Below are 15,664 nucleotides of genomic sequence, written 5' to 3'. Positions count from 1 at the left end.
CGCAATTGGGAATCGCGTCATCAGCCGAACGGGCGCAGAAAAGTCGCGAAGTGAAGGGAGCTTCCAGAATGACGACAGACAGCAAGACCATCCCCGCTACTCTTATACCCGGTGACGGTATCGGCCCCGAGATTGTTGAATCGGTAATCGAAATCCTGAACGCGGTTGGTGCCCCGTTCGAATGGGACAAACAACTGGCCGGTATGGCTGGGGTGGATGCGGTCAATGACCCACTGCCAAAACAGACCATTGAGAGCATTCGCCGCACAGGCCTGGCACTCAAAGGCCCGCTGACAACACCAGTCGGTGGCGGCTTCAAGTCCATTAACGTCACCCTGCGTCAGGAATTCGGCCTTTTTGCCAACCTGCGCCCGACCAAAACAATCGTGCCGGGTGGCCGTTTTGACAAAATTGACCTCGTGCTGTTCCGTGAGAACCTAGAGGGCTATTATGCGGCTATGGAGCACTACATCCCTGTGGGCGATGACCCCAAGGGCATTGCACTCAGCTCCGGCTACAATTCCCGCACGGAATGCCGCCGCATTGTTAAATATGCCTTCGAATATGCACTGAAAAATAACCGCAAAACGGTTACCATCGTGCACAAGGCCAATATTCTCAAACTGCTGACCGGTCTGTTCCTTGAAGAAGGCCGCAAGGTTGCTGAAGAATATAAAGGCCGCGTCGCCTTCAACGAACGGATTGTTGACGCCTGCGCCATGCAGCTTGTCATCAACCCATGGCAGTTTGACGTGGTGGTAACCACCAACCTGTTCGGTGACATCCTCTCTGACCTCACAGCCGGTCTTGTTGGCGGTCTGGGTATGGCGCCGGGTGCCAATATTGGTGACAAAGCTGCTGTGTTTGAAGCCGTGCACGGTTCAGCACCGGACATTGCTGGCAAAGGCATTGCCAACCCGCTAGCCCTGCTGCTTGCCGCTGTCATGATGCTCCAGCATGTAGGCCGTCAGGATCTTGCTGACCGCATTGACCTTGCTATTAAAAAGGTCATTACGGATGGTGGCCTGCGCACAAAAGACCTTGGTGGCGATGCCACAACAAAAGACCTGACAGCAGCTCTGAAACAGCAGCTCGTCTAAAACAAAGCCGGGGATAAGGCTTTTTAGCTTTATCCCCTGTTTGTTTATTCTCTTTACAACTTTACTCTCTCACAGCGTATTCTGCCGACATGACCGCGCTGTTCTCTGGCCAGTGGCCTATCCTCCCCCTGCTTCCATCCTGCTTTGTGCGTGTTATGCCGCATAAACCAGCACATGATAGCGCGATACAAGACAAGATAGAGCGTATCTGGGCAGATGCTTGCCGCGCCATGCCTTCCCTGTTCAATGGCTGCGTTTTCTCGGCAACCCGCATTACCTCTGGCTGCATTGATGGCTACTGGACCGAGTACAAATCGGTTCTGGCGCAAATGAAGAAGCCTGAACTTTTCCCCACACTTCGCCTGCAACCCCTTGCCGTTATTGGCCTGTTGGAAACACCAGAGGGTTTTGTGCTGGGGCGGCGGCGTCCGTCATCGCTTTACCAAGGGAACTTCTGGCAAAGCCCACCTGCGGGAAGTATTGAGAAACGGGGCATCACGCATCATGTGGACCTAAAAGAGCAGCTACTGGCTGAGGCAGAAGAAGAGTTAGGACTGACAGCAGATCTGTTAGAGGTGGGCCCGCCACGTTTGGTGGCCCGTCATCCGGGCACACGCATTCTGGACATAGGTATGCCCCTCAAAACGCACTGCTCATTCCAGCAGGTCAAAGCTTGTTGGCACGCTTCTGCAAATAGGGAGTATGACCAGCTTGCATTGGCGCCCCATAAGCATCGCGCAGAATGGCTGGCACACCATGACATATTGCCAACCTCTCGCGCCCTGTTGGAGCAGGCGTAGGGCCATTGACCGCATAAGTTTACTTTTTCTCCAACCTTTTGCAAAAGCAACTCACCATTGATCGGGTCTTTTCGGCCTGCTGACACTCTTTCCCGCGCAGGACCACCCCCATGTCACCCACCCGCCAACAACCACAGCAAGACGCATCGGACCATCAGGCAAGTATTGCAGCCCATCTTATTTTTCTTATTGCTGCGGCCTGCGGGTTAACCGTTGCCAATCTCTATTATGCCCAGCCTCTCTCCGGCCTTATCAGTGCCGCTTTGGGCATGCCGGAGAGCCAGTCTGGTCTGATCGTAACTGTCACCCAGATAGGCTATTGCCTTGGCCTTTTGCTCATTGTGCCACTGGCAGACCTGCTCGAAAATCGTAGTTTGATTGTCTGGATGACACGATTACTGGCAGGCGCGTTGCTCCTTCTGCCTTTTACCAGCCACGCAATGCCGTTTCTTCTGGCAATCTGGCTTGTAGGGATTCTATCTGTCTCAGTGCAAATTCTGGTCCCCTTTGCAGCGCATCTTGCCCCCATTGCCATACGTGGGCGCGTTGTAGGCAATGTAATGAGCGGGTTGATGCTGGGGATTATGCTGGCGCGGCCAGTCGCCAGCCTTGTGGCGCATATAGCCTCCTGGCGCGCCATTTTTCTTCTGTCCGCAGGTATTATGCTGGTTTTGTCTGTAGTTTTGGGAAGAGTGCTCCCAAGCAGGCAACCCACCACCCGGCAATCCTACACTGCGCTCTTACGCTCAATGGGGTCTCTTCTTGTCTCTATCCCGGCACTTCAACGCCGTGCTTTTTACCATGCCTGCATGTTCGGGGCTTTCAGCCTTTTCTGGACTGTCACTCCCCTCCTGCTGGCAGCGCCCCCTTATGCCCTGACACAAGGTGAAATTGCAGTATTTGCTCTAGTAGGAGTTGCAGGCGCCATTTCTGCGCCGCTTTCCGGGCGTATTGCGGATAGAGGCTGGATCTGGCCCGCAACACTTCTAGCCATGGCGCTTACGTCAGCAGCCTTCCTCACAACATGGCTTGTCAGCCCCTCCATGCTGTTTGTTGTCGTGTTAGCTGTAGCCGGGGTGGTGATTGATTTTTGTATTACCGCTAATCTGGTTTTGGGGCAGCGCGTTTTGTTTGTTCTGGCACCAGAACATCGTGCACGGTTAAATGCCGTGTATATGGCGCTTTTCTTTATTGGGGGCGCGTTGGGTTCCGCTGTAGGTGGCTGGGCTTATGCTCATGGGGGCTGGGCACTGGCCTCCATTTTTGGTGCAGCCCTGCCCGCTCTCTCCTTTGTTGTATGCCTGACGGAAAAAGGGGCACGGCAGGCCTCATAAGGCTGCCAGCCGCAGCCTCTTTCCAGAGGCGTACAATTGGCAAACAGCGCGGGCTGAGTTGTCCCGCCTTGAGAGGCTTATTTTATTTCCAGACCAATCTGCTTGATATCATGGAAGCTGATGTCAGGATTCTGCTCCTGCGTCCGGCGCATCATGAAAGAAGATGTCGCTAGGAAAACCGGATCATCATCCAGGTCATCCGCCATGGCTGTACGGTTAATCTGAGCAAAGGTTTCAATTTTATCCCGCGGGCCTGTAACCCAGCGCGCCAGCGAGAACGGCGTGGCATCAAACCCGATAGCCACCCCGTATTCCGCCTTAAGACGGGCCTGAAGCACGTCAAGCTGAAGCGTACCCACCACGCCAACAATAGGCTGTGCACCATCCTGCGGCCGGAAAAGCTGTACCACACCTTCTTCAGCAAGCTGGGTTAAAGCCTGTTTCAGCTTTTTGGCTTTCATGGCGTCATCCAGACGGACACGACGCAGAATTTCCGGGGCAAAGTGCGGCACACCCGTAAATTTCAGATCCTCGCTCTCGGTCAGCGTATCCCCAATGCGCAGGGTGCCGTGGTTGGGAATACCCACTACGTCCCCAGCAAAAGCTTCTTCAGCCAATTGGCGGTCACGCGCAAAAAAGAACTGCGGCGTGTGCACTGCAAAACTCTTACCCGTACGCGTATGCCGCAAACGCATGCCGCGCTCCAGCTTGCCAGAGCAAATACGGGCAAAGGCAATACGGTCCCGGTGGTTAGGGTCCATATTCGCCTGAATTTTAAAGACCAGAGCCGTCATGCCGGGTTCGTCCGCCTGCACTGTCCGGCTTTCTGCCACCTGACTGCGTGGGGATGGCCCGAACGCTACCAATGCATCCAGCAGATCCGTCACGCCAATTTCCTTCATGGCGCTCCCGAAGAAAACTGGGGTCAGATGCCCTGCATCAAAAGATTCACGGTCAAACTGGGGCAGTACACCTTCCGCAAGCTCCAGTTCTTCAGTCAGCTGTACCATCCGCGGGTCAGTCGGGGACAGTTCTTCCTGAGTATGGAGCTGTTTGGTCAGAATATCGTAAGTGCCAACAAACTTGCCAGCCCGTCCCACCGGCCATGTTGCGGGGGACGTATCAAGCGCCAATGACGCCGCAATTTCATCCAGCAGCTCAAACGGGTCCTGCGCTTCACGGTCCATCTTGTTAATGAAGGTCACGATGGGAATGTCACGCAGACGGCAGATTTCAAACAGCTTGCGCGTCCGGTCTTCAATGCCTTTTGCAGCGTCAATAACCATGACGGCAGAGTCAACGGCTGTCAGGGTACGGTAAGTATCTTCCGAGAAGTCTTCATGGCCCGGCGTGTCGAGCAGGTTGAAAATACACCCACCATATTCAAACGTCATCACCGAGCTGACAACCGAAATACCACGGTCACGCTCAATGCTCATCCAGTCAGAGCGGGTACGGCGGCGCTCCCCTTTGGCGCGCACGTTCCCGGCAAGCTGAATAGCGCCCCCTGCACGCAGGATCCGTTCTGTCAGGGTCGTTTTACCGGCGTCTGGATGCGAGATAATAGCAAAAGTACGGCGGCGTTTAATTTCCGTGCTCAGGTCGGTTGTGGGCGCATCAGACATAACGGATCATCCGGCTGGTATAAAACAGGTAAAAACGGCAAACGCCGGGTGGAGAGGGATACCCTCCACCCGGCGCTGCACAAATCGGGCCGAAGCGCCGATTAACGGGAGTAGTATTCGACCACCAGGTTGGGTTCCATCTGTACCGGGTAAGGTACGTCAGAGAACTTAGGACCACGCAGGAACGTGCCCTTCATCTGGCGATGATCGACTTCCATGTATTCCGGCACATCGCGTTCGGTCGTCTGGGTTGCGTCCAGAACGATAGCGAGCTGCTTGGATTTTTCACGAATTTCGATCACGTCACCGTCTTTAACAATGTAAGACGGAATGTTGAGCTTGCGACCGTTAACCAGGACGTGGCCATGGTTGAGGAACTGACGCGCAGCAAACGGCGTGATGGCGAACTTCATGCGGTAGATAACCGCATCCAGGCGGCGTTCCAGCAGGTTGATCAGGTTTTCAGACGTATCGCCTTTACGACGCACGGCTTCCTGATAGTAGCGGCGGAACTGCTTTTCGCTGATGTTACCGTAGTAGCCTTTAAGCTTCTGCTTAGCCATCAGCTGGATGGAGAAGTCAGAAGGCTTGCCTTTACGGCGCTGACCATGCTGGCCAGGACCATATTCGCGACGGTTTACCGGAGACTTTGCACGGCCCCACAGGTTAACGCCAAGGCGACGGTTAATTTTATACTTGCTCTCGAGACGCTTGCTCATAGTGCGCTCTACTCTTTTCACACCTGCACACAGCGCTGCGTTGCCGCTTTACTGCCTGCATATTTGGGCCGGTAGTCTCTGTCCCCCACGGATCAGAGCGGGCGCAGTCCGTATTACTGCATGAATGGGAGCATAGTCCATTCACAGCAGCCGTCCTGTCCACGTTCCCGGCAATGGGTGCAGCACTTACGGAAAGGCAGGCCACCTGTCAACTCTGGACACAGCCGCGCTCTGGCAGACGCACTATGCCACTGCAAGCAAATGCTGTGCCCAGCACCATAAATGGCGTAGTCTGCTTCCTGTGTCTCTTATGTAAAGCGAGGATGGAAAGATATGGATTTCACCAGAAAATGGGGGCTATTCGTAGGGCTGGGCGTTGCCTTGATCGCCCTTGGCTTGCTGGCCTGCATCGACACAGTATCCGTCACTCTGGCCAGCACGGTCTTTTTGGGCTTCCTGATTATTATGGCAGGTGTCATGCAGATGATACACGCCTTTGCCATGCGCGGCTGGAGCGGCTTTCTGTTTTCGCTTCTTGGCGGTTTGCTCTATGTAGCCGCGGGCGTCATCATTATTGAAGAGCCTGCCACAGGCGCTACCTTAATCACTCTTTTTGCGGCTATCTGCTTTATTGTTGTGGGCATTATGCGCTGCGTTGTGGCGTTCCAAAATCGCAATTTTGCAGGCTGGGGTATTATCCTGTGTGGCGGCATTATCAGTCTGATCGTCGGGGTAAGCCTTTATCTGACTCTGCCATGGTCTGGCCTGTGGCTTATCGGCACGTTTATTGCTGTTGAACTGATTGTCAGCGGCCTGAGCTGGGTTCAGATAGGCCTTGCCCTGCGGCAGAACACCCATAATCAGCTTCCCCCTTCAAGCGGTTTCTGAACAAACCGCTTCCCACTCCTCCTCGGCGGTTGAGACCTTGGGGAGAGTGGAAACTGCCCATACAAAAAGGGGCTGCTTTTAGAGAGCAGCCCCTTTTTCGCGTTCAGATCTTCTGGTCTGACACCGGACGTTCCTGATCAACCTCGTCAGCTTCGGGCTTTTCCTCTTTTTGGGGTATCAGCCCTTGGCTATTGTTACCCAGCAAAGCCCGTGCCGCGATGCCCGGCTGCTCCGCCAGTTTGTCGGATAACCTCTGACCGGGCACAACCTTAACAGCACGCTCCCCGACTTCCCGCTTTTTCCGCAGGTTCTCGATATTCTCCAGAACAACTGGATATTCCTCCACCAGACGGCGGAAACGTGATGCACTGATAACCATGAAGTGCCCGAACTGTACCGCACGAATACTGGCCGGGCAGCGCTCGTTCCGGTAAGCGCCCAACGCGCCAATCAGGTCTCCGGCCCCGTACCGAATATCGCGTTCCGCCACATGAGACTCAGCCAGACCCGCACTAATAAAATAGACTGTCCGCACTTTCTGCCCACGCCGTGCAATCAGCTCCTGTGGGGCAACAAAACGCAGGGATGTGGTAGTCGCAAGATCATGCAACTCCGCCCCCGGCAGCCCCTTGAAGATTGCCGCATTTTTCAAACGGCTTTCAATTCCGCTTCTCAGGTCAAAGCTAAGCGGCTTGTCCAAACGGGTCCGGCGGCGTTCCAGCTCCTTCAGAAGCTCACGGTTCAACTCATCACTAATAAGGGATTCAGAGAGAAGCGCATCATACTCCTCCCCTTCCAGACGCAGAACAATCTGGCGGAAAATACGGTTTTCCAGCGCTTCCGAATATCCGTGATAATGCAGGCGCAAGGTTTCCAGCGCCTCGTTCAGCATCTTGCGCTGACGCTGCAAAACCTCTGCAACAATCTCACCAATACGCGGGCCAAGCGTCGGCTCCAGCCGTTCACGCATGAAGCGGGTCAGAGAAATGGATACAAAATGCGCGACCATCAGCATTTCAAACCGCTCGGCCATGCACAGCATAAGGGGGCGGTCAATGCGCAACCGCTTATGCACCCACTGGGCAATCTTGAACCGTACAGACGGACTTAACCTGCGCCGTAACGCCCGCACATACCCCAGACGCCCTTCCAAAATAGCCCCGTCAATGGCGGCTTCACTACTGCGGAGCAATGTTTCCATCACGCGCCGGGACAAACCCTGAATACGGAACAGGTCCAGCAGAACCGATCGTTCCTGACTGGCGATTGTCAACAGAGCCAGGTTAACGCGCTGGGTATCGCTCATGGCAGCATCAAACTCGTTGGCGGATTGCTCTTCATCCGCCCTCCGGTCGATCTGCTGAAGAACGGGGCGTGTCGCATCGGTCGAAAAGCCAAGCTCCTCACCCATTTTGGCGGCACGGTCCCGCACCTTGTCTAGGCCGATACTGAGCACCTGATGGCGCATGGCCTCATCAATAGGAGAAAGCTTATCCAGCTTTAAGAACAGAACGAGGGAGCGAAGCGTCGTGCCATTAAGCAGCAGCGTAATCAACACGAAGCCCGTAGCAATAATACCAATAAAGTGTGCAACAGGCGTGGAAACGCGCTCGTTTTCTGTTACGGCCAGTGCCAGTGCCAGTGTAATGGCACCGCGCAAGCCCCCCCACACCATTGTCACCTTGAATGGTGTGGGTACGGGAGGCGACAGTTTGGTCATGGCCAAAAAGGGCAGTAACCCGAACACCACGGCCCCGCGTGCAGCCAGACCTGCCACACTGGCGATGAGAATGAGGACGCAGTCCCATTTGGTCATGCCAACAAGCAGGTGCGGCACCAGCATGGAGGCCAGAACGAACACCAAAGACCCTGCCCAGAAGACAAGCTGCTGCCAAAGCTGGGTAAGGAATGTCCATGTTTGTGGCCGGAAAGTTGAAGGACCATACACGGAGAGCGTAAGACCTGCGGCCGCCGTTGCAACCACCCCGGACACACCCAGAAATTCATCAGAAATAATGTACGCTACATAAGGCAGCGCCACGGTCAGCGTGATTTCTGCAGCAGGCGCGTTACCCAATGCGGTAATCATCATCAGGGTCAACTGCCCAAACACCACACCTACAATCAGTGCCCCTACAAAAGAGACAACGAAGGAGACGATGGCCTCACCCGGATGAATGGCATGGTGCAGCGTGACAGAAGGCAGCAGAATGGAGAAGATGGAAATAGCCGCTGCGTCGTTCAGCAGGGCTTCCCCTTCCACAAGACGCGTGAGCCGTGTAGCCGCGCCAATATCACGGAAAATACCGGCCACAGCGGAGGGATCAGTGGTGGCCACGATGGAGCCTAGCAACAGGCACACGACCAGTGGAACATCCGCAAACGGCTTGAGTGCAAACCCGATTGTTGCCGTCGAAACTACAACCGCTACAACCGCCAGCAGCAACACCGTCCCTGTTTCGTGCGCCAGACGGCGGACATCAATGGCCAGCGCCCCCTGAAAAACAAGGACAGGCAGGAAGATAAGCAGGAAGGCCTCGCTGTTGATCGGGAAATCAAGCAGCATTTCCGCAAGCCCGTTAAGGGCGGAAAAATGCGAGTTGCGGAGCGCGAAGTCAGCCAGACTACCAATAACAATGCCGACAATAGCCAGCAATACGGTTTCAGAAAGCTCCAGCCTGCGCGCAATAGGCTGCACTGCACTGACCACAACAAGCAAAAGACCAATGGCAAGCAGAACCGCAGCCAGACCAGTTACCGCCATACTTCCCCAGCCCTTCCGTACTCACATTCTTATTGCTCTTCTCTCACTACCCCTTAACCGCCTGTTGCGGCACCAAAATGGCGGGCGGGAAGATTTTCTTGTCAAACTTGTAGCATTGACCGATCGGTCAGACCACACCGTATCCTCATAATTTCACAGCTTTATCCTTATTTTGGGCCATTCTGCTCATGATAAGGGGTCAACGCATCACAACCCCATAGGTCGCTGAGTTGTGAGAAGTTTTTTTGCGCGTCATGCTCAACACTACACGTTGACTAATCCGCTCCCTCATCACGCCACTGAGTCACTCTTTCATGCACTTCTGAAGGACCAAGACATGAACACCACGCCAACACTGCGGTTCTGCCCTATCGGCATTCAGGCTGAGGGCATGCGTCTGGAGCGGGATTCCATGGGAGAGATTGAGGTTCCGGCCGACAAATATTGGGGCGCGCAAACACAGCGAAGCCTTGTGCATTTCTCCATTGGTACTGACCATATGCCGCTTCCGCTCTACCATGCCTATGGCATAGTTAAGAAAGCTGCGGCTCTGGTAAATGCAGCCAACGGACACCTGCCCTCCTGGAAAGCGGATGTGATCGCCACGGTGGCGGATGAGGTCAGCAGCGGCAAGCTGGACGCGCATTTTCCGCTTTATGTCTGGCAGACAGGATCCGGCACCCAGACGAACATGAACGTCAATGAAGTAATTGCAAACCGCGCCATTCAACTATTGGGCGGTGTTATAGGCAGTAAAACACCTGTGCACCCCAATGACGATGTGAATATGAGCCAGTCCAGCAATGACTCATTTCCCACAGCCATGCATGTCGTCACCCTTCTGGAGCTTGAAGACCGCCTTTTTCCGGAAGTGGAAAAACTGGTCGCCACACTGCATCGCAAAGCCACTGAGTGGCAGGATGTTGTCAAAATAGGCCGCACCCATTTGCAGGATGCCGTCCCCCTGACAGTGGGGCAGGAATGGTCTGGCTGGGCAACAGCACTGGAGGATGCTCTTGAAACGCTGCGTTACGCACGGCAGGGCCTGTTTGCTCTGGCGGCAGGCGGGACAGCGGTCGGTACCGGGTTAAATGCGCCAGAAGGTTTCAGTAAAGCCATTGCCCAAAAAATTGCAGACCTGACAGGTCGCCCATTTGTAACAGCGCCCAACAAATTTGCAGCCCTGAGTGGTGTGGATGCCATGGTACGCGCGTCCGCCGGGTTACGTGGTTTGGCGGTGCCTCTCCTGAAAATTGCCAACGATATGCGCTGGCTGGCCTCTGGCCCCCGTTGCGGGTTGGGAGAGCTGATATTACCGGAGAACGAACCCGGCTCCTCCATCATGCCCGGCAAGGTCAACCCCACCCAGTGCGAGGCCATGGTCATGATAGCAACGCAGGTTTTAGGGAACGACAACACGATTGCTTTTGCCGCAAGCCAAGGCCAACTTGACCTGAACGTCATGCGCCCCGTTATTCTGGCGAACTGCCTGCACAGCATCCGCATTCTAGCCGATGGGTGCCATAATTTCAGGATTTTTTCCGTGGAAGGCACTACTCTGAACCACGACAGACTGGCGCAATACGTTAACGGCTCCGTTATGCTTGTCACAGCGCTCAGCCCTGAGATTGGGTATGACAAGGCTGCGGAAATTGCCCATATTGCAACAGAACATGGTGTGAGCCTGCGTGAAGCCGCACTTCAGTCTGGGTACCTTGATGGCAGCAGCTTTGACCGGCTGGTTAATCCGCTTGATATGGTTGGCCATGGCGTAGCAGGTGCGTAACGTCTTTTCCACAGGCTCAAACACCAGTAAGGTAGTTTTATGAAACCTGCCTTGTACCGCCTTGTCGCCCTGAGCGGCCTGATTATCCTAAGTGCTCTCAGCCTGAGCGCCTGTGCTGACAACCATACGCAGAATAATTTCTACCACCCCCACAAACATCACGGTCAACGCACACCCGGTTGGTACAAACCACCGGGCGACATGCAGCCATCACGCTAAAGTAGGAAATATCATCCATGGCAGGTCGGCTCGTACGGCTCGGTGTCGTTATTGCAACGCTTATTATGGGACTGTTTGTACTGGGCTCCCTGTACAAAAACTTCTCTCACCTTCAGGCGCCTCCTGCGACGGATGCCCCGGTCGATCATGCGCCACCCGCGCAGCAGTAAGGGAGAGTGTGGCACACGCGTCTGGCGTTTCTGCACAGCCCTTATTGCCTGCCTCCCACTCGCTTTCACCATAAACGCCAGCAGCGCTGATACACCAGACAGCCTGCTTTCCGCGCATCGTGGCGGCACGCTACGGCTTGTTGCAGCTGCTTCCGGCGGTACGCTGGACCCACAGATCAACTATAGCGGCAAATATATTAACCTGTTTGCTGTAGTGTATGATGGTCTGGCCACCTTCAAAAAGGTTCGCGGGGCAGACGGAAACACCGTGGTGCCGGATCTGGCTGAAAACCTCCCGACACCCGAGGATGGTGGCCTAACCTATAAATTCACGTTGCGGCCCGGGATTCATTTTTCCAATGGGCAGCTCCTGACAACAGCAGATGTTACGGCGTCCATTCGGCGTATCTTTAAAGTAGGTTCGCCTACCGCCGGGTCATTTTATTCTGCCATTGTGGGCGCAGAGGCCTGTTTGCATGCTCCCGCCACATGCACACTAAAAGGCGGACTGGAAGAAGACCCCATCCGACGAACCGTCACATTTCACCTTACAAAACCTGATACCGAATTCTTGCAGAAACTGGCATTCACCCATGCCGTTATTTTGCCAGCCAACACGCCTGAGCACGATGTGGGCAATACGCCCATCCCCAGCACTGGCCCCTATACCATTACATCTTACGACCCGAATAAAAGCCTGCGGCTTTCTCGCAACCCGGCATTCCGTCAATGGAGTGCTGAAGCCCAGCCTGATGGCTACCCCGACGCAATAGACTACAGTTTTGGCATCCCAGATGAAGCAGCCGTTACCGCTGTTGAAAATGGTCAGTTCGACTGGATGGCAGATGACATTCCAATGGACAGATTGGGCGAGCTCGGCAGCCGCTTTACAGCGCAGACTCACGTTATGCCCCACGCGGCTATGTATTTCCTGCCCATGAACGTCAACATTCCGCCGTTTAATGTGCTCAAGGCCCGTCAGGCGGTGAATTACGCGGTAAACCGCAAGGCTATGGTCATTTTTTACGGCGGCCCCGGTGTAGCCCGCCCCCTGTGCGGCATGTTGCCTTCCTCGCTGCCTGCCGCAACAGACTTCTGTTTCTACACGAAGGGCGCATCACTTGAGCAGCCCGCTGCACTCTGGCAGGCGCCGGATCTTGAGAAAGCCAAACAGCTTGTGCAAGAGAGTGGCACGGCAGGACAGAAAGTTACGCTGGTGGTGGGCAATACCAGCGTTGATATGGCCATGGGTGTATGGATACGCGACATGCTGCAAACCCTTGGCTACCAAACTACACTTCGCCCTTTAAGCACCTCGCTCGCTTTTAACTATATGCAAAACACCAGTAACCATGTGCAAATTGCCCTCAAAGACTGGTCGGCTGATTATCCCTCACCCTCCAACTTTCTGGATGATTTGCTGGGCTGTGAAAATTTCCACCCCAATTCAGACAGTTCCATCAATATTCCCGGCTTCTGTAACCAGACCATTCAGAGCTTGATGGATCGCGCCAAAACGGATGTCACATTATCCAGCGCTGAAACCAAAGCTTTATGGCGTCAGGCTGATCGTCTGGTCATGGAGCAAGCCCCGGCTGCGCCGTTGATTGAAAAAGACACTGTTGTGCTGACATCTGCCAGATTGGGTAATTTTTTCTACACCACGGTCAATCAGCTTTTCTTTTCTCAAGTCTGGGTCCGCTAAGGCGCTCCATATCGACCGGGGGGGTTATCCACAGAATCTGTGGATGAAATAAGGGACAAGTACGGGACTATTGGTGCGCGACACGGCATAACCTTCCACGCGCCACAGCAGGCTCCTCCAAAATCCATCATATGGTCTCAACTTTTGCGCACACCCGCCTAGCGGCTCCCGCAACTGGCAGAGCCATGCCGCCTATGATACGGGAAAGCCTCTATAGGGCTTGCGTTTATGCCCTTTCTCGATCGGGATTAGTATTCTTTCCAATGCATGAAACGCTTCTTGCCCTGTCACTCCTGGCCATTACAGGCATAACAGGCATTGTTGCCCGGGTGCTCAGGCTGCATATCCCCATGCCGCTTCTGCAAATTGCTGCCGGGGCTGCTGCTGGCTTGGCAGGCATGAATGTGGGGTTGGATAACAACCTGTTTCTGCTGCTGTTTATTGCACCGCTCTTGTTTGTTGATGCCTACCGCATTCCCATGCGCGAATTTGGTGAATTGCGGCATATTATTGCCGCTATGGCGATTGGGCTCGTGCTACTCGTCACACTCGGCGGCGGCTATTTTGTGCATTGGCTTATTCCGGCGGTTTCTCTTGCTGCGGCATTTGCCTTGGCGGGCGCGCTCTCCCCGACAGATGCCATTTCAGTTTCCGGTATTTTACGGGGTGGGCGTGTCCCACCCCGGCTGCTCTACCTTCTGGGCGGAGAAGCCTTGCTTAACGATGCATCCGGTCTGGTCTGCTTCAAATTTGCTGTCGCTGCTGCCACCACAGGGCTGTTTTCGCTTAAGGCAGCTTCGGCCAACTTCGTGTGGGTTGCCGTGGGTGGTGTCTTAACAGGCATCGTGATTGGCTTAGTCAGCAGCAGGCTGGAGATTTTTCTGCTGCGGCGCGGATATGATGATCCACCAAGCCACGCCCTTTTGGCCTTAATGCTCCCTTTTGCCGTTTATCTGGCCGCAGAATCACTTGAAACATCCGGTATTCTGGCTGTTGTCGCAGGTGGTATGACCATCCGGCTCAGCGGCGTTATGAATGAGACACAAATAGAAACCCGTATGCGCGCCACCGCCATCTGGGACATGGTGTCCTTCTCACTTAACGGGCTGGTCTTCCTGCTTTTGGGGCTGCAACTCCCACACCTTGTTCACAAAGCACAACTCATCATGCGGTCCTCTGGTGACCTGTCTTTGTGGACTGTTCTGCTGGCCATTCTTGGCTTGCAGGCAGTCATGACACTCATTCGGCTTGTCTGGGTGACGGGTTCTGCATTTATTCGCCAAATCACGGCCCGTATTCGGCATCACGCCTGCGTGGTGCCAAGCTGGGGTGAGAAACTGGTGCTTGCACTGGCGGGCACACGCGGCACCATAACCCTTGCTGCCATCCTTACCCTTCCCTCAGAAGCAGACTTTCCGCAACGTGACCTGCTGATCACGATTGCTGCGGGGGTCATTATCAGTTCCCTGCTTCTAGCCAGCTTGTTCCTTCCCCTTGCCCTCCGGTTATTACCGCCCCCGTCACAGGTCAGCACCCCACAGCAGGAATTGGACGATACACGTCTGGCTCTGGTCAACACGGCCCTGACCATTTTGAAAAACGAGACAACACGCAGCAAGACCGACCCTGCAACGAGTACAGATGCCCCTGAAATTGCCCATGCTGTCCCGTTACTTTTGCAGGAATTTCAGGAATTGCAGCAAACGCTGGATAGCAAACAGCCTGACCCCGGCAGCACGCGCGAACTGTCTGTCAAAAACCGTCGGGCAGAAGTTGCCATAAGGCTGCGCATTATTCGTGCACAACGCAAGACATTGCGTGAATTTTTGCATGATCGAAAAATCAATGATGAGACAGAACGCGTTTTGTCCCGCCAGATAGATGTGCACGAGCAGGAACTCATTAACGAAGCCGCCGCCCTACCTCATGCCTGATCCTTGGTTCGTTTATTCTTTATCCACAGAATCTGTGGATAGGCTATGGGATAACAACGGGACTATCCTCTGAACACTGCGAATGTGTCTCTTAAAACGGCTAAATTCTGCCAGAAATGCTCTGGGGATACTGAAGAAGGCTTATTTCTCCGGCCGAGCCTTCCGCATTCTATAGTCCCGCGCACAGTGAGTTTAATGGACTGGATTCCCATTCCATAACCATAAAGCCCGCTTGTCAGCACCATCCCCGGTAGAAACCTCTCATCGGAAGCCATGTTCAAGAAATGCCAGAGCGGGCCAAGTCTCTCATCATGCTTTGTTTTTTACGGGAAAGTTTTTCTTCTCCATAATGGTCTGCAAAATCTTGAGGTATTCGACAAGACAGATGCACTTAACCGTGCATAGTGATGCGTATTCAATAATACCAATCCGTACAAAATTATGCTTACGGTTTTATATAAGAATAAAAGTCTTAATGTTTTTTAGAAATAAATTTTAACACAATGAGCAGAATTTAAGTGCCAAGATTTTCTGGAACACTTTACTTCATATTACAGTACGCAACTTAGGGCCTGTTAGATCTTGAATTTCTTCCCATATTGTAGGGATGGAAGAAGGAG

At 54.1% G+C, this 15,664-nt stretch carries 12 protein-coding genes; 9 read left to right on the top strand and 3 right to left on the bottom strand.

All coding sequences use genetic code 11. The annotated features are described in order from the left end of the window. The first annotated feature begins 68 nt into the window (after nucleotides 1-68). The 3 genes from ACTIDN_RS04470 to ACTIDN_RS04460 all read left to right on the top strand — a co-directional run bounded on the left by ACTIDN_RS04470 (nucleotide 69) and on the right by ACTIDN_RS04460 (nucleotide 3,234). Complete coding sequence (locus tag ACTIDN_RS04470) at nucleotides 69-1,100, top strand: isocitrate/isopropylmalate dehydrogenase family protein (protein ID WP_048839379.1); 1,032 nt, start codon at nucleotides 69-71, stop codon at nucleotides 1,098-1,100. Between the two features lie 89 nt (nucleotides 1,101-1,189). Next, nucleotides 1,190-1,900, top strand: a complete 711-nt coding sequence (locus ACTIDN_RS04465) for an NUDIX hydrolase (RefSeq protein WP_441376131.1) — start codon at nucleotides 1,190-1,192, stop codon at nucleotides 1,898-1,900. Nucleotides 1,901-2,010: 110 nt separating this feature from the next. Beyond that, on the top strand, nucleotides 2,011-3,234 hold the full coding sequence (locus tag ACTIDN_RS04460) for an MFS transporter (protein ID WP_441376130.1): 1,224 nt from the start codon (nucleotides 2,011-2,013) through the stop codon (nucleotides 3,232-3,234). A gap of 77 nt (nucleotides 3,235-3,311) precedes the next feature. Here the strand turns inward: ACTIDN_RS04460 and ACTIDN_RS04455 are convergent, their stop codons facing one another. Both ACTIDN_RS04455 and rpsD read right to left on the bottom strand, forming a co-directional pair. Next, the gene (locus ACTIDN_RS04455) at nucleotides 3,312-4,859 is read right to left on the bottom strand and encodes a peptide chain release factor 3 (protein WP_048839382.1); all 1,548 of its coding nucleotides are present in this window, start codon (nucleotides 4,857-4,859) and stop codon (nucleotides 3,312-3,314) included. Nucleotides 4,860-4,960: 101 nt separating this feature from the next. Next, on the bottom strand, nucleotides 4,961-5,578 hold the full coding sequence (gene rpsD, locus ACTIDN_RS04450) for a 30S ribosomal protein S4 (RefSeq protein ID WP_048839383.1): 618 nt from the start codon (nucleotides 5,576-5,578) through the stop codon (nucleotides 4,961-4,963). 333 nt (nucleotides 5,579-5,911) lie between these two features. Between rpsD and ACTIDN_RS04445 the strand changes: the two genes are divergently transcribed. Further along, nucleotides 5,912-6,466 (top strand): HdeD family acid-resistance protein, encoded by a 555-nt coding sequence (locus ACTIDN_RS04445; RefSeq protein WP_441376129.1) that lies wholly within the window; start codon nucleotides 5,912-5,914, stop codon nucleotides 6,464-6,466. Nucleotides 6,467-6,569: 103 nt separating this feature from the next. Here ACTIDN_RS04445 and ACTIDN_RS04440 read toward each other — a convergent pair whose 3' ends face one another. Continuing rightward, on the bottom strand, nucleotides 6,570-9,230 hold the full coding sequence (locus tag ACTIDN_RS04440; RefSeq protein ID WP_441376128.1) for a cation:proton antiporter: 2,661 nt from the start codon (nucleotides 9,228-9,230) through the stop codon (nucleotides 6,570-6,572). A gap of 337 nt (nucleotides 9,231-9,567) precedes the next feature. Between ACTIDN_RS04440 and fumC the strand changes: the two genes are divergently transcribed. From fumC to ACTIDN_RS04415, 5 genes are all read left to right on the top strand, one after another. Continuing rightward, on the top strand, nucleotides 9,568-11,016 hold the full coding sequence (gene fumC, locus ACTIDN_RS04435) for a class II fumarate hydratase (protein ID WP_441376127.1): 1,449 nt from the start codon (nucleotides 9,568-9,570) through the stop codon (nucleotides 11,014-11,016). Nucleotides 11,017-11,055: 39 nt separating this feature from the next. After that, nucleotides 11,056-11,235 (top strand): hypothetical protein, encoded by a 180-nt coding sequence (locus ACTIDN_RS04430; RefSeq protein ID WP_146806739.1) that lies wholly within the window; start codon nucleotides 11,056-11,058, stop codon nucleotides 11,233-11,235. A gap of 17 nt (nucleotides 11,236-11,252) precedes the next feature. Continuing rightward, nucleotides 11,253-11,405: a hypothetical protein gene (locus ACTIDN_RS04425; protein WP_415508220.1), complete on the top strand. Its 153-nt coding sequence runs from the start codon at nucleotides 11,253-11,255 to the stop codon at nucleotides 11,403-11,405. Further along, entirely contained in the window at nucleotides 11,383-13,110 is a 1,728-nt protein-coding gene (locus tag ACTIDN_RS04420; protein ID WP_441376126.1) for an ABC transporter substrate-binding protein, read from the top strand. The genes ACTIDN_RS04425 and ACTIDN_RS04420 overlap by 23 nt, the downstream gene beginning before the upstream one ends. A gap of 263 nt (nucleotides 13,111-13,373) precedes the next feature. After that, nucleotides 13,374-15,044 (top strand): Na+/H+ antiporter, encoded by a 1,671-nt coding sequence (locus ACTIDN_RS04415; RefSeq protein WP_441376125.1) that lies wholly within the window; start codon nucleotides 13,374-13,376, stop codon nucleotides 15,042-15,044. Nucleotides 15,045-15,664 lie beyond the last annotated feature (620 nt).

Source organism: Acetobacter sp. (assembly GCF_052102375.1).
Classification (GTDB): Bacteria; Pseudomonadota; Alphaproteobacteria; order Acetobacterales; family Acetobacteraceae; genus Acetobacter.
The sequence above is the reverse complement of the archived record's forward strand: the minus strand, read 5'-3'. Positions and strand labels throughout refer to the sequence as shown.

Excerpts from the sequence above, each read along its gene's own strand:
- ACTIDN_RS04470 (WP_048839379.1), top strand. The coding sequence starts at position 69 with ATGACGACAGACAGCAAGACCATCCCCGCTACTCTTATACCCGGTGAC.
- ACTIDN_RS04465 (WP_441376131.1), top strand. The coding sequence starts at position 1,190 with ATGACCGCGCTGTTCTCTGGCCAGTGGCCTATCCTCCCCCTGCTTCCA.
- ACTIDN_RS04460 (WP_441376130.1), top strand. The coding sequence starts at position 2,011 with ATGTCACCCACCCGCCAACAACCACAGCAAGACGCATCGGACCATCAG.
- ACTIDN_RS04455 (WP_048839382.1), bottom strand. The coding sequence starts at position 4,859 with ATGTCTGATGCGCCCACAACCGACCTGAGCACGGAAATTAAACGCCGC.
- rpsD (WP_048839383.1), bottom strand. The coding sequence starts at position 5,578 with ATGAGCAAGCGTCTCGAGAGCAAGTATAAAATTAACCGTCGCCTTGGC.
- ACTIDN_RS04445 (WP_441376129.1), top strand. The coding sequence starts at position 5,912 with ATGGATTTCACCAGAAAATGGGGGCTATTCGTAGGGCTGGGCGTTGCC.
- ACTIDN_RS04440 (WP_441376128.1), bottom strand. The coding sequence starts at position 9,230 with ATGGCGGTAACTGGTCTGGCTGCGGTTCTGCTTGCCATTGGTCTTTTG.
- fumC (WP_441376127.1), top strand. The coding sequence starts at position 9,568 with ATGAACACCACGCCAACACTGCGGTTCTGCCCTATCGGCATTCAGGCT.
- ACTIDN_RS04430 (WP_146806739.1), top strand. The coding sequence starts at position 11,056 with ATGAAACCTGCCTTGTACCGCCTTGTCGCCCTGAGCGGCCTGATTATC.
- ACTIDN_RS04425 (WP_415508220.1), top strand. The coding sequence starts at position 11,253 with ATGGCAGGTCGGCTCGTACGGCTCGGTGTCGTTATTGCAACGCTTATT.
- ACTIDN_RS04420 (WP_441376126.1), top strand. The coding sequence starts at position 11,383 with ATGCGCCACCCGCGCAGCAGTAAGGGAGAGTGTGGCACACGCGTCTGG.
- ACTIDN_RS04415 (WP_441376125.1), top strand. The coding sequence starts at position 13,374 with ATGCATGAAACGCTTCTTGCCCTGTCACTCCTGGCCATTACAGGCATA.